Source organism: Geothrix sp. (assembly GCF_020622065.1).
Lineage (GTDB): Bacteria > Acidobacteriota > Holophagae > Holophagales > Holophagaceae > Geothrix.
On sequence record NZ_JAHRYQ010000002.1, the window covers coordinates 580,909 to 594,731 of the forward strand.

The following is a 13,823-nucleotide window of genomic DNA, read 5'->3' on the forward strand; positions in this document are numbered from 1 at the left end:
ACCTTCCATCGGAGAATGGCTGCATGAGCTTCGCCCATCTCCACCTGCACACCGAACATTCGCTCCTCGACGGCCTGACGCGCATTCCCGATCTCGTGAAGAAGTGCCGGGCCTCCGGCATGCCCGCCGTGGCCGTCACCGATCACGGGAACATGTTCGGCATGATGAAGCTCTACGACGCCTGCGAGAAGACGAAGGATGCCGAGGGCAACTGGGCGGTGAAACCCATCCTGGGCTGCGAGGTCTATGTGGCCCCCAAGACCCGCTTCGACCGCAAGCTCGAGGCGAAGAACACCACTGGCGAGGAGGGCCTGGAGGACTGCGTGGATCCCAGCGGGTCCCGCGACGCGGGCTACCACCTGGTGCTGCTGGCGAAGAATTCCGTGGGCTTCGCCAACCTCTCCAAGCTGGTCTCCGCAGGCTTCACCGAGGGTTTCTACTACAAGCCCCGCATCGACAAGGACATCCTCCGCGAGCACAGCGAGGGCCTCATCGCCCTGTCAGCCTGCCTGGGCGGCGAGGTCCAGGCCCGCATCCTTCAGAACCGCCTGGACCAGGCGGAGCGCGTGTCCCGCGATTTCCGCGACATCTTCGGGGAGGACTTCTACCTGGAGATCCAGGACCAGGGCTTCGACAAGGAGAGGGAGATCATCCCCTACCAGATGGAACTGGCGAAGAAGCTGGGCATTCCCCTGGTGGCGACCAACGACGCCCACTACCTCAACCACGAGGACGCCGACTTGCACGACACGCTCCTGTGCATCGGCACCAAGACCACCAAGGCCAAGGAGAAGCGCATGCGCTTTTCCACCGATCAGTTTTTCGTCAAGACGCCCGAGGAGATGCGGTCCGTCTTCCCGGATCACCCGGAGTATCTGGAACGCACCCTCGAGATCGCCGCCAAGATCGACCTCTTCCCCATCACGCGGAAACCCGTCACGCCTCGCTTCCCGGTGCCTGAAGGCTACGACCTGGAATCCTACTTCCTGCATGTGGCGAAGGAGACCTTCGAGCAGCGCCTGGCCGAATGCCGCCCTCTCTGGCAGGCGGGCGCCCTCAAGCATGCCGAGGAGAAATACCGCGAGCGCCTGGCCTTCGAGCTCGACATGATCCTGAAGATGGGCTTCCCGGGTTACTTCCTCCTGGTCTGGGATTTCATCCGCAAGGCCCGGGAGATGGGCGTGCCCGTGGGCCCCGGCCGCGGTTCGGCGGCGGGCAGCATCGTGGCCTGGTCCATGAAGATCACCGACATCGACCCCATGCAGTACGACCTGCTGTTCGAGCGGTTCCTGAATCCCGAGCGCGTCTCCATGCCCGATGTGGACATCGACTTCTGCCGGGACGGCCGCCAGAAGGTCATCGACTATGTCACCGAGAAGTACGGCCAGGACAAGGTGAGCAACATCGTCACCATCAACCAGCTCAAGACGAAGGCCGTCATCAAGGATGTGGCGCGGGTCTTCGAGAAGGACTTCGCCTTCGCCAACAACCTCACCAAGCTGGTTCCCCAGGAGCCCGGCAAGCCCATCACCGTTGGCGAGGCGCTCGAGAAGAGCGACAAGCTCCGCGAGTTGTACGAGTCCGATCCCGAGGTGAGGAACATCCTCGACATCTCGGCGCGCCTTGAGGGCCTGTCCCGCAACACCGGCGTCCACGCGGCGGGGGTGATTATCGCGCCGGACGAGCTGACGCAGTTCGCGCCGCTCAGCATGGACAAGGACAAGAAGGTGATGGTTCAGTACACCATGATCGAGGCCGAGCGCGCGGGCCTGCTGAAGATGGACTTCCTGGGCCTCGAGACGCTCACCCAGATCGCGAAGACGCAGGAAGTCATCGCCCGGCGTCATGGCCAGCCCAAGGACATGACCACCATCCGCACCTTCGACGACAAGAAGACCTTCGAGCTCTTCGCCGCCGGAGACACGGACGGGGTCTTCCAGTTCGAATCCGGGGGCATGAAGCAGCTGCTCCGTCAGCTGGGCCCGGACCGCTTCGACGACCTCATCGCGCTCAACGCGCTCTTCCGCCCGGGGCCCCTCGGCGCGGGCATGGGCACGACCTATGTGGAGCGCCGCCACGGCCGCGAGCCCGTGACCTACATGTTCCCGGATCTGGAGCCCATCCTCGCCCCCACCTACGGCGTGATCCTCTACCAGGAACAGGTCATGCAGATCGCCAGCCTCGTCGCCGGCTACTCCCTCGGCGAGGCCGACATGCTGCGCCGCGCCATGGGCAAGAAGGACAAGGAGAAGATGGCGAAGGAGAAGACCAAGTTCATCGAGCAGGGCGCCGCCCGCGGCTACGACAAGGCCAAGGTCGCGGAGATGTTCGACCTCATCGAGTACTTCGCCGGCTATGGCTTCAACAAGAGCCATAGCGCCGCCTACGCCATGGTCGCCTACGAGACCGCCTACCTGAAGGCCAACTACCCCGTGGAGTTCATGGCGGGCCTGCTCTCCACCAAGTCGGGCCGTACGGACGATGTGGCGAAATATGTGCAGAACTGCCGGGAACGGGGCATCGAGGTGCTGGGCCCCGACATCAACCAGTCGGCGCTGGATTTCACCGCCACCTCCGAACGGCAGATCCGCTTCGGGTTTGCCGCGGTCAAGGGGCTCGGAGAGGCGGCGCTCCAGGCCATTCTCGAAGCCCGCGAAGCCGAAGGCGGGTTCAAGGACCTCTTCCATGCCCTGAAGAGCACCGATCTGCAGAAGGCCAACCGCAAGGTGTGGGAATCCCTCATCAAGGCCGGGGCCTTCGACAGCCTGGAACCCAACCGGGCCGCCCTCATCGAAGGCCTCCCCGGAGCCGTGTCCGCAGCCTCCCGCAGCGGCGGCGACGAGGGTATGACCAGCCTCTTCGACGATGCGGAGCTGGCCAGCCTCAGCGAGGACTGGCGTGTGCCCGAGAATGTCGAGCCCTGGGACCGCAAGACGCGGCTGGCCGCTGAACGAGAGGTGCTGGGCCTCTTCGTCAGTGGGCACCCCCTCGAGGAGTTCGCCGACGCCATCCAGGTGCACACGCACGGCACCCTGTCGAAAATCCTGGAGGATGTGGCCTCGGGCCGCCTCCGCGACCGGAACGAGGTGACGCTGGGCGCCATGGTCTCCACCGTGGCTTTCAAGACCAACCAGAAAGGCGAGCCCTGGGCCATCCTCCAGGTGGAGGACCCCGCCGGGAAGATGGAAGTGCTGCTCATGGCCAGCAAGTGGGATCCCGTCACCAAGAAGCCCGGTCGGCGGCCCTTCGAGCAGTACGGCCACCTCGCCCTGCCCGAGGCCATGCTGCGCATCACCGGCGAGTTGCGGGTGGAGACGATCCAGGCCAACGGAAACGGCAATGGCAACGGCGACTCCGAAGAAGAGGAGGAACAGACCGTGGTGAAGGTCTTCGCCACGCAGCTCGAGCCCCTGGAGCGCTTCCAGGGCCAGGGCTTCACCGGGGCCCTGGTGCGCCTGCCCCCGGGGGAATGCCCCCCGCGCCTGGCCGCCCTCCTGGGCGACCACCGGGGCGACCTTCCCGTGACCTTTGAATACCGCTCCAAGGAGGGGCTCGTGGCCCGCGTGAGGGCCAGCCGGGATCTGCGCCTGAAGCATGATCCCGACCTGGCGGAAAAGCTCGCCAAGGAAACAGGCTGCTCGCTGACCTGGACCTACTAGCCCCCGGTGCCGCACCCGCCCAAGATGGACGGAGCCATGGAGCCCTTCTGATCCCCCTTCCGCTGCTGCCGGGCTTCGCCCGCTGGGGCGCCCACCTGGACGCGGTGGTGACCCGCACCGAGGGGCTATGGGTCCATGGTCCCGCGGGCTCCGGCGTCTCCTCGCTGGCGGCCGAGCTCGCCCGGCGCCGCGGGACACCCTGGACCGAAGCCGGGGAGGAATCCGATGCGGGGGCCTGGCTCACCACCCATCCGGGGGGTGTGATCGCTGCCCGGCACCCGGCCCCCGAGGGCCTTGCCTGCCTGGATCTGGCTCTGCCGGAGCTGGAGGAACATCCCGAGGCCATACCGGCCGTCCTGGCGGCCCTCGCCGCGGAGGAGGGCCTGGAGGGGCCCCTGCCCCCAACCCTGGGCACCCTGCCCTGCCCCGGCAACCTGCGGGAATTGCGGAACCGCATCCTGCGCTGGAAGCTGCTGGGCCAGCTGCCCGAGCCCGGTCCCGCGGGGCCGCCACGCTTCGAGGCCGAGGACTTGGCCACCAACCTGCACGAGCTGGAGCGCTTCCTCCTGCATCGCGCCCTGCGCCGGGCCTACGGCAACCGCGTGGAGGCCGCCGCGCGCCTCGGGGTGAGCCGCCGCCAGCTCTACCTGCTCATCCGCCGCCATGGCGACCCCGTGCGGGGCGAATCCGGGGCCGGGGACCTCCCCCACCGGCTCCGGAAGCGCCGACCCCCCCAAAACTCCAGTCCCGACTCCAGCACCCGATAACAGGTGGAGCGGCCGTCATGGCCGCCTGGATGCTGAGCTATGGCGACTCCCCTTCGGGTGCTGGTGGTGGACGACGATCCCGGAATGCGGGATGGCATGGCCATGAGCCTCAAACGGTCCGGGTTCTTCGCGGAACAGGCCCGGGGCGGCGAGGAGGCCCTGCGCATGGTGCGGCCCGGCGCCTACGATGCCGTGGTCACGGATCTGCGCATGCCCGGCATGGACGGCCTGCAGCTCACGGCCCGCCTGAAGGCGGTGGATCCGGGCCTGCCCGTCCTGCTCATCACCGCCTTCGGCAGCCTCGAGACAGCACGGGAAGCGATGCGCCTGGGCGCCTTCGACTTCCTCTCCAAGCCCTTCAGCCCCGAGGAACTCACCCTCGCCCTGAACAAGGCGCTCAAGTCCGAGGGCCACCTGAAGGCCGAAGAGCCGGCCCAGGCCCCGGTGATCCTCACCCAGGATCCCGTGCTGGGCGAGACGCTGGCCCTGGCGCGCCGGGCCGCCGACAGCCGCGCCACCATCCTCATCCAGGCCGAAAGCGGCACCGGCAAGGAGCTGCTGGCCAAGCTCATCCATGGCTCCAGCCCCCGTCGCAGCGGCCCCTTCGTGGCCATCAACTGCGCGGCCATCCCCGAGAACCTGCTGGAATCGGAACTGTTCGGCTACGAGAAGGGCGCCTTCACCGGCGCCACCGGCACCAAGGCCGGGCGTTTCGAGCAGGCCGACGGCGGCACCCTGGTGCTGGACGAAGTGGGCGAGCTGCCCCTGGGGCTCCAGGGCAAGCTGCTGCGCGTGCTGCAGGAACGCACGGTGGACCGCCTGGGCGGCACCCGCCCCATTCCCGTGGATGTGCGGCTCATCGCGCTCACCAACCGCGACCTGCAAGCCGAGGTGAAGGCCGGACGCTTCCGCGAGGACCTCTACTACCGCCTGAATGTGATCCCCCTGGACCTGCCCCCCCTGCGCGACCGGCCGGGTGACCTGAACCTGTTGGCCTCCCACTTCGCCGAACGGTACGCCCGGGAGAACGAGCGCCCCGTGCCCGAGCTCGTCCCCAGCTTCTTCGCCGCCCTCACGCGCCATCCCTGGGCCGGCAACATCCGCGAGCTGGAGAATGTCATCCAGCGCTGCGTGGTGCTGAGTCAGGGCCGTCGCCTCAGCCAGCAGGACCTCCGCTGGCTGCTGCCGGCCGAGGCCTTCGAGGACCTGCCCGACGACCCCCCCGAAAGCCTGGTCATCGAGGCCTGGACACCCGCCGCCAGCAGCGCAGCGCCCCCCCGGCGCGAAGCGGTGGCCGCAGCCACCGGTACCGCGCCCGCCGGGGCCGTGGTCGCCGACCCCCAGAAGCCCCTCGTCGGCGTGCCCATGGGCACGCCCGTGGTGCTGCCCCTGGGCCTGAGCCTGCCCGAACTCGAGCGATTCTGGCTGCTCTCCACCCTCAGCGCCCTGAAGGGCAACCGCACCCACGCCGCCGAGCAGCTGGACATCGCCCTCCGCACCGTGCGCAACAAGATCAACGAGTACAAGGCCGACGGCTACGCCATCCCCGCCAGCCAGCGGGGACGGGACGACGACTGAATCCGGGACCTACTTCAGATCCTCGCCATATCGGCTGGCCTTGAGGATCCCTTCGAAGTCGTTTGAGGTGAGGATGTCCCGGACCGCCTGTGGCTTGTCCTTCGCCCGGCCGTAGTAGGCCTGGGCGATGCGGAATCCCAGGAAATAGCCGAGGTCGGCAGGGCGTCCCTCGCGCCTGCTGCTGCCGTAGAGCCACCTCGACGCGTCGCCTCCCCCCATCTCCGTCCGGAACTGCCTCCACAGCTCGGCCTCGTGGGCGTAGCCGTAATCGTAGGCGGCCTGGTTGAAGTTCCCCTCGGAGATCAGCGAGGCGAGAAAATCGGCGGAGCCTTCATGGAAGGCCTTCCCGAGCAGGGTCTGTGCGTCGTGCCTCTGCTGGAAGTGGATCAGCTCGTGGGCGATGATGCTGGGCAGATCCGTGGGTTCGTGAATGGCCGCCCGGCACCAGTCGTCCATCTCGTCCAGGGGCACCCCCGGCCCTCCGCCGAACAGGTCGGCGCCGATCAACAGGCCGTTGGAGGAGGAGGTCCCTCCGGAATTCAGGGCGCCCATGACGAAGTAGACATCGGGGAAGGTGGCCTCGGCATAGAGCGCCTTGAAGCGCCGGAAGGCCTGGCGCACGGCCGGTTCCGCGCCGGCCGCCTTCATCGTGTGGTTCCGGATGGCCGCGAAGTACCTGGGGTGGCTCTGGAGAACGGCCCGGAGGTTCGCGGCGCTCAGGATCCGGTTCGGGATGAAGTCCTGCAGCCCCACGCTGCCTGCGTCGAGGTATTCGCGGGCCAGCAGATTCACCGGATCGGCGGCGGCGTGGAGCTTTGGATAGACCTTCCAGAAGCGTTCCACATCAGAAGTGACGAAAGCCGCACCTTCTGGGTCCGCATGCCTGGCCAGGAAGCGGGCTTCGTTCGCCACGGCGCCAGCCACCAGGTCCGTCCACCTCGGATCGCCCTGGAGCGGGGCCAGGTCGGCGCTGCCGCGCAGCTCTCCAGCCTCACGGAATCCGAGCTCGATGGCCCGCCGCAGCAGGGTGAACGCGCCCTCCCGATCCCCCGCCTGGACGCTGGCCCGCGCCCCGTCGAAGGGAGTCCGGGCGCTCCTCGCCCCCTGCGCGACCGCGCGCCGGTAACACTCGGCGGCTCGGGCATAATCCTTCGCCAGGTGAGCCTTGCGACCCTGCAGGGCGAGTTCCACCGCCGAAACCCGGGATTCCTGGGCGAAGGCGCAGACGCTGAGGGTCAGGGCGGCGGCGACGAGCCGAAGGCCTGGCGTGCGAAGGTTTCGCAAGGGGAACCTCGTCCGGAAAGGGACCAGCGGTCAGGCTGGCGATGGACGGAGCTACGATGGCCTGTTCCGGCGGTTTAGATCGCCTAGGATTTCGCCGGGTCCTCGGCCTTCGCCCGCAGCCAGGGCGGCACGATGGTGGCGCCCGATTCGTGGCGGTAGAAGGCCGCCGTGATCTCGGCGCCCAGCAGCAGGATGGCGCAGCTGTAGTAGAGGAAGGTCAGGGCCGCGACGATGCCCAGCAGGGAGCCGTACATGATGCCCCAGGTCAGGGTGTGCCGCAGGTAGACGCCGAAGCCCCACTTCGCCAGCCACCACAGGGCCGTGGAAATGGCCGCGCCGAGAAAGGCATGGCGGAACTTCACATGCAGGCGCGGGAGGTGCTGCAGCACCATGGTCACCACCAGCAGGCCCAGCAGGGGCCCCATGTAGGGCAGCAGGTCCGCCTGCTTCATGGGGATGAATTTCCGCAGGGCGCCGCCGATGATCAGCGTCAGGAAGATCACCATCGTGAGCAGTCCGCCCACCAGGAAGGCCACCTGGCGAAGCAGGTGGTTCTTGCGTGTCTGCCGGTGCTTCTTGATGCGCAGGCCGAAGACATGGGCGAGGCTGGTGTCCAGCTGGCTGATGCCCCAGTAGCTGCCGAAGAGCAGCACGAACCAGGAGAGGCCCATGCCGCCGATCTTCTGGCTGTTGGCCAGGGCGTCCACGACGAGCTTGTCCGGCAGGTAGGGCACGATCTCCTCCAGCGTCTTCAAGGTCGCCGGCCCATAGGCGCGGCTGCCGAGGATGGCCCCCAGCAGCTTGAAGAGCAGCGTGGACAGGGGCACCAGGCTCACGATGAGCCAGAAGCTGAGGCCGGCGGCGTAGCTCAGGCAGTCGTCCTTGTGGTACTTGCCCAGCACCTCGACCGTGAAGGCCCCCGCCCGGCCCAGGGGCGGCACGGCGCGGGCGATCTCGTGCCACAGGACGGCCAGCACCCGGGCGATCCGCTCCAGGATGGCGATCAGGTTCGCCCAGAGGCCCAGGACCTTCTCGACCACGGCCCCTCCTTCCGGGTCAGAAGCGGACGGGATGCCAGGGCAGCAAGTACATCAGCCAGGCCAGGACCAGCCCGATGCCGATGAGCCCTGCCGCATGCTTGAGGATCGAGGCCCGCGTCCGTTCCGGTCGCGTCGTCGGGTGCAGCAGGCCCAGCACCAGGGCGATGCCGAGACCCATGACGACGAAGTGGAGGACATGACTGGCGAGAAAGCGCATGGGGAAAGGGTAGCAGGCCGGAGCCCGGCCTTCCCTACTGCGCCGTCGCCGGATTCTCCCGGACAGGGGCGGCGATGGGCGCGCCCTCGATCTGGAGGGGCTGGGGCATCCGGGTCAGGGCCAGCTGGATGACCTCGTCCATGTGGCTCACGAGGTGGATGCTCAGCTGTTCGCGGACCTCGGCGGGGACATCCTCCAGGTGGCGGGCGTTCTCGCTGGGAATGAGCACGGCCTTGCGCCCCTGCCGGTGGGCGGCAAGGAGTTTCTCCTTGAGGCCACCGATGGGCAACACCCGGCCCCGAAGGGTCAATTCGCCGGTCATGGCCATGTCAGCCCGGGCGGGGATGCCGGTCAGCACCGAGATCAGCGCCGTGGCCAGGGTGATGCCGGCGCTGGGGCCATCCTTGGGAATGGCCCCCTCGGGCACATGGACATGCAGGTCCACCGAATCGAGGAAGTCGCGCTTCAGGCCCAGGCGCTCGGCCCGGGCCCGCACATAGCTCAGGGCCAGGTTGGCGCTCTCCTGCATGACCTCGCCCAGCTTGCCGGTGAGCTTGAGGTTGCCCTTGCCGGGCAGCACGGCGGCCTCGATGGTCAGCAGGTCGCCGCCCGTGGGCGTCCAGGCCAGGCCGTTCACCAGGCCTGGCGGAGCCGTGTCCTCCGCGCGGGTCTCCAGGATCTTCTCGGGGCCCAGCAGCTTCGGCACGCGATCGGCGGTGATGATGGGATCGAAGGGTTCGCCCCTTTCGGGCTGGAGCGTGTGCCGGGCCAGCTTGCGCAGGATGTTGGCGATCTCCCGCTCCAGCTGGCGCACGCCGGCCTCGCGGGTGTAGGCCTGCACGAGCTTTTCCAGGGCGGCCGGCTCGAAGCGCACGCCCACATCCTTCATGCCGTGGCCTTCGAGCGCGCGGGGAAGCAGATGCTGCTCGGCGATGGCCAGCTTCTCCTTGGTGGTGTAGCCGCTGAGTTCCAGCACCTCGAGGCGGTCCTCCAGGGGCTCGGGGATCTGGTGGCGGATGTTGGCCGTGGCCAGGAAGAGCACCTGGCTGAGGTCGAAGCCCACATCCAGGTAGTGGTCCTGGAAGCTGGCGTTCTGCTCGGGGTCGAGCACTTCGAGCAGGGCGGAGCTGGGGTCGCCGCGGAAGTCCGAGGCCATCTTGTCGATCTCGTCCAGCAGCATGAGCGGGTTCCGCACCTTCGCCTTTTTCATCAGCGAGATGATGCGGCCGGGCATGGAGCCGATGTAGGTGCGGCGGTGGCCGCGGATCTCGGCCTCGTCACGCACGCCACCCAGGGAGAGCCGCACGAAGGGCCGGTTCAGGGCCCGGGCGATGCTGCGGGCCAGGGAGGTCTTGCCGACGCCCGGAGGGCCCACCAGGCAGAGGATGGGGCCGCGGAGGGGGGGACGGGCGCCTTCATCTCCGTTCTCCCCCTTCTGCAGCCGCGCCATGACGGCCAGGTGCTCGAGGATGCGGGCCTTGATCTTGTCGAGGCCGGAGTGGTCCTCGTCCAGCACCCGCTCGGCTTCCGTGAGGTCGAGCCGCTCCTCGGCCATGGCCTTCCAGGGCAGGGCCAGCAGCCAGTCCAGGTAGGTGCGGCTGACGGTGGCTTCGGCGCTCTGGGGCGGCATGGCCTCGAGCCGCTCCAGTTCCTCCAGGGCCTTGGCCTTGGCCTCGGCACTCATGCCCGCGGCCTCGATCTGATCCTTCAGGCGCGTGGATTCGTCCTTCTCTTCCTTCTTCCCCAGCTCCTGCTGGATGACCCGCATCTTCTCGTTCAGCACATAGTGCTTGTGGTCCTGATCCAGGCGCTGGCGGGTCTTCTCGTCCAGGGTGCGGTCCACTTCGGAGCGGGCGGAATCCAGCTCCAGCAGGCGCATGAGCGCTTCGAGCCGGGGGCCGATCTCCAGCTGCTCGAGGATGTCCTGCTTCTGCTTCACCTCGGCGGGCACGAGGCCGGCCACGGTGTCGATGGCCTTGCCCAGGGGCAGCTCGCGGATCTGGTCCATGCTCAGCAGGCGGGAGGCATCCGGGTTGCGGCCCAGGAAGGCCTCCACGGCCTGGTGGAAGGGCTGCAGGGATTCGCCCGCCGGGTGGCTGGGCTCCGGCAGCAGGTAGGCTTCGGCCTGGATGACCTCGCCGCTGTCGTCGTAGCGGCGGAGGTTCACCCGGGCGATGCCCTTCACGCCCACCTTGTAGTAGTCCTTGGGCAGGGCGATGACCGATTCCACCAGGGCCAGGGTGCCGATGGCGAAGAGGTCGTCCTGGCCCGGCGTCTCCACCTTGGCGTCCTTCTGCGTGAGCATCAGGAGGTGGTCGCCGGCCTTGATGGCCAGTTCCAGCGTGCGCACCGAGGCCGACCGCCCCACCACGAAGGGCACCCGCGCGCCGGGGAACAGCACCATGTCCCGGATGGGAATGGCCGGCAGGGTCAGGGTTTTGGGAACGGCCAAGGAAGCCTCGATTCAGCCCGCGGCGGAGATGGGCTGGGAGGGCAGGCCCAGCACTTCCTCCACCTTCTGGCGGGTGATGCGCAGGGACTCGCGGGAGGTGCGCTTGTCCGAGGGCAGCTCGTACATGGGCTCCAGCAGGATCTGCTCGACCAGGCTGCGGAGGCCGCGGGCGCCCAGCTTGCGGGTGAGCGCCTGCTCCGCGATGGCGGCGATGGCCCCCTCCTCGAAGCTCAGATCCACATCGTCCATGTCGAAGAGCTTCACGAACTGCTTGGTGATGGCGTTCTTCGGCTGGGTGAGGATGGCCACCAGGGCCTCGCAGTCCAGGGGCGACAGGCCCGCCACCACGGGGAGGCGGCCCACCAGCTCGGGGATGAGGCCGAACTTGATGATGTCCTCAGGCTCCACCAGGCGCAGGAAGTTCTCCTTGTCCTCCTTGGAGGAGGGCGTGGAGCCGAAACCCACGGCCTTGGCGCGGATGCGCTGCTTGATGATGTCCTCGATGCCCACGAAGGCGCCGCCGCAGATGAACAGGATGTTGCTGGTGTCCAGCTGGATGAACTCCTGGTGCGGGTGCTTGCGGCCGCCCTGGGGCGGGACATTGGCGACCGTGCCCTCCACCAGCTTCAGCAGGGCCTGCTGCACGCCCTCGCCGCTCACATCGCGGGTGATGCTGGGGTTCTCGCTCTTGCGGCCCACCTTGTCGATCTCGTCGATGAAGACGATGCCGCGCTGGGCCCGCTCCACATCGTAGTTGGCGGCCTGCAGCAGCTTGGTGAGGATGTTCTCGACATCCTCGCCCACATAGCCGGCCTCGGTCAGCGTGGTGGCGTCGGCCATGGCGAGCGGCACATCCAGGAAGCGGGCCAGGGTCTGGGCCAGCAGGGTCTTGCCGGTGCCCGTGGGGCCCAGCAGCAGGATGTTGCTCTTGGACAGCTCCACCTCGGCCCCGCCGAGGGCCTTGCGGGGGGTGAGGATGCGCTTGTAGTGGTTGTAGACCGCCACGCTCAGGCGCTTCTTGGCGGCCTCCTGGCCGATGACATAGTCGTCCAGGAAGGCCTTGATCTCCTTGGGCCGGCTGAGCCGGGCCTCGTGCTTGCCCAGGGGCTTGCCCTGGCGGCTCATGCGCAGCTGGAGCTGCCCGGCTTCCAGGCACTCGTTGCAGATGAAGGCCTCGGGTCCCGCGAGGAGCTGTTCCACCTCGTGGGGCTCCTTGCCGCAGAAGGAGCATTTCTGCTCGCGCTTGTATTTATTCATCTGTCACTCCCCTCCTGGGGGCTGAACTGAACGGCACCGTGCCTAGGCTACATCGTGAATGGTCTTGAGTTCCAGGATCTCGAAGCGCCGGGTGCCCGCGGGGATCTGGACGCGGACCTCGTTGCCCTCTTCCTGGCCCACCAGCGCCATGCCGATGGGGGAGCTGATGCTGAGATGCTGCGGGTGGCCATCCAGTTCCTCCGGAAGCACCAGCGTGTAGGTGAATTCCTCCTCGGAATCGAGGTCCAGGATCGTGACTTTGGAGCCGTAGGCGGCCCGGGACTTGGGCAGGCGGCTGATGTCCAGGCTGGCCACTTCGGAGATGCGCTTCTCGATGGTCACGAGCTTGTTCTGGAACATGTCGCGCTTGGCCAGCGCCTGCTCGTATTCGGCGTTTTCGGACAGGTCGCCCTGCCCGGCCGCCCGGGCGATCTCCTGGGGGATGTCCACCAGAAGGGCCTGCTTGATGTCCTTGAGTTCCTTCTCGAGCTTCACGAGCACGTGCTTGGGCATGGTCATGTCCGGGGAAAGGGTCAAAAAAAGGCGGGCCGAGGGGCCCGGTCACACGCGGGAGAGTTGAACCGATTCTACCCATTCTGGGGGCGGAAGCGGAGCCGGAAGGGGGTTCCCCTCGCCGGGACGGGTCTTGAAGCGGCGGTGCATCCAGAACCACCAGCGGGGGTCCTTCCGGATCTGATCTTCGATGCGGGCGGTCATGAGCTGGGTGGCCACCCAGGCGTCCTTCGCCGCATCGCCGGTGACGGGCACCTGGAAGGGGGGCTCGAAGCGGACGGTGGTGGTGCCGTCGGGGTTGGGCCAGCTGAAGACCGGCAGCACGGGCAGGCCATAGCGCGCGGCCAGGCTGCCGGCGGTACCGAAGGTGGAGGCCCACTGGCCGAGGAACTTCACCCACACCCCCATGGTGAGGGCATCCTGATCCAGCAGGAAACCCACGCCGCGGCCGGCCTTGAGGGCTTTCAGCGTCTCCCGCATGGCGCCGTCCTTGAGGATCACCCGGTTGCCGAACCGGGTGCGGAAGCCCAGGGAGATGGGCTCCAGCAGCGGGTTGTCCAGCTCCCGCCCGATGGCATCCAGGGTACGGCCGTGGCGGCTCTGGGCCAGGGCGATGGCCTCCCAGTTGCCGTAGTGGCCCGTGAGCTGGATGAAGCCCTTGCCGGAAGCCTGGGCGGCATCAAAGTGCTCCAGACCCTCGACTTTGATCCAGCGGTCCAGTTCCTCGGGGGTGGCTCGGCGCAATCGCAGCAGGCCCACGAACAAGGCCCCGAAGTGCCGGAAGCAGGTGCGGGCCATGGCCCGGGTCTCCGCCTCGGAGAGGCCCAGGTCCGCGAAGCGCAGGTTCTCCCGGACGATGCGGCGGTGCCGGGGGTCCACCAGATAGAACAAGGTGCCCGCGGCCTCCCCGAGGGCCTGCACTGTGGCCCAGGGCAGGCGCCCGATCACCCCATCCAGCAGGCGGAAGACACCGTACTCCAGGCGGTGCCGGAGCGTGGGAGCGGGAGAGGGGGTCATGTCAGCCATAAAAAAAGGGGCGCCTCGGGGTGACGAGGC

10 protein-coding genes are annotated in these 13,823 nt (G+C 67.7%); 3 read left to right on the forward strand and 7 right to left on the reverse strand.

Annotated elements, in window-relative coordinates:
* Nucleotides 1-23 precede the first annotated feature (23 nt).
* The 3 genes from dnaE to QZ647_RS12110 all read left to right on the forward strand — a co-directional run bounded on the left by dnaE (nucleotide 24) and on the right by QZ647_RS12110 (nucleotide 6,004).
* Nucleotides 24-3,659, forward strand: a complete 3,636-nt coding sequence (gene dnaE / locus QZ647_RS12100) for a DNA polymerase III subunit alpha (protein ID WP_291272408.1) — start codon at nucleotides 24-26, stop codon at nucleotides 3,657-3,659.
* Between the two features lie 107 nt (nucleotides 3,660-3,766).
* Nucleotides 3,767-4,426: a helix-turn-helix domain-containing protein gene (locus QZ647_RS12105; RefSeq protein WP_291272409.1), complete on the forward strand. Its 660-nt coding sequence runs from the start codon at nucleotides 3,767-3,769 to the stop codon at nucleotides 4,424-4,426.
* A 39-nt stretch (nucleotides 4,427-4,465) separates the two neighbouring features.
* Nucleotides 4,466-6,004 (forward strand): sigma-54 dependent transcriptional regulator, encoded by a 1,539-nt coding sequence (locus tag QZ647_RS12110; RefSeq protein ID WP_291272410.1) that lies wholly within the window; start codon nucleotides 4,466-4,468, stop codon nucleotides 6,002-6,004.
* Nucleotides 6,005-6,013: 9 nt separating this feature from the next.
* Here the strand turns inward: QZ647_RS12110 and QZ647_RS12115 are convergent, their stop codons facing one another.
* From QZ647_RS12115 to QZ647_RS12145, 7 genes are all read right to left on the reverse strand, one after another.
* Complete coding sequence (locus QZ647_RS12115; protein ID WP_291272411.1) at nucleotides 6,014-7,288, reverse strand: hypothetical protein; 1,275 nt, start codon at nucleotides 7,286-7,288, stop codon at nucleotides 6,014-6,016.
* 83 nt (nucleotides 7,289-7,371) lie between these two features.
* Entirely contained in the window at nucleotides 7,372-8,328 is a 957-nt protein-coding gene (locus QZ647_RS12120; protein ID WP_291272412.1) for a YihY/virulence factor BrkB family protein, read from the reverse strand.
* 16 nt (nucleotides 8,329-8,344) lie between these two features.
* On the reverse strand, nucleotides 8,345-8,545 hold the full coding sequence (locus tag QZ647_RS12125; protein ID WP_291272413.1) for a hypothetical protein: 201 nt from the start codon (nucleotides 8,543-8,545) through the stop codon (nucleotides 8,345-8,347).
* 34 nt (nucleotides 8,546-8,579) lie between these two features.
* Nucleotides 8,580-10,997 carry an endopeptidase La gene (lon, locus tag QZ647_RS12130; RefSeq protein WP_291272414.1) on the reverse strand — a complete coding sequence of 806 codons (2,418 nt, stop codon included), beginning with the start codon at nucleotides 10,995-10,997 and terminating at the stop codon, nucleotides 8,580-8,582.
* Between the two features lie 12 nt (nucleotides 10,998-11,009).
* The gene (clpX, locus tag QZ647_RS12135; protein WP_286355071.1) at nucleotides 11,010-12,254 is read right to left on the reverse strand and encodes an ATP-dependent Clp protease ATP-binding subunit ClpX; all 1,245 of its coding nucleotides are present in this window, start codon (nucleotides 12,252-12,254) and stop codon (nucleotides 11,010-11,012) included.
* 42 nt (nucleotides 12,255-12,296) lie between these two features.
* Complete coding sequence (locus tag QZ647_RS12140; RefSeq protein ID WP_286355070.1) at nucleotides 12,297-12,767, reverse strand: GreA/GreB family elongation factor; 471 nt, start codon at nucleotides 12,765-12,767, stop codon at nucleotides 12,297-12,299.
* 48 nt (nucleotides 12,768-12,815) lie between these two features.
* On the reverse strand, nucleotides 12,816-13,784 hold the full coding sequence (locus tag QZ647_RS12145; RefSeq protein ID WP_291272415.1) for a lysophospholipid acyltransferase family protein: 969 nt from the start codon (nucleotides 13,782-13,784) through the stop codon (nucleotides 12,816-12,818).
* Nucleotides 13,785-13,823 lie beyond the last annotated feature (39 nt).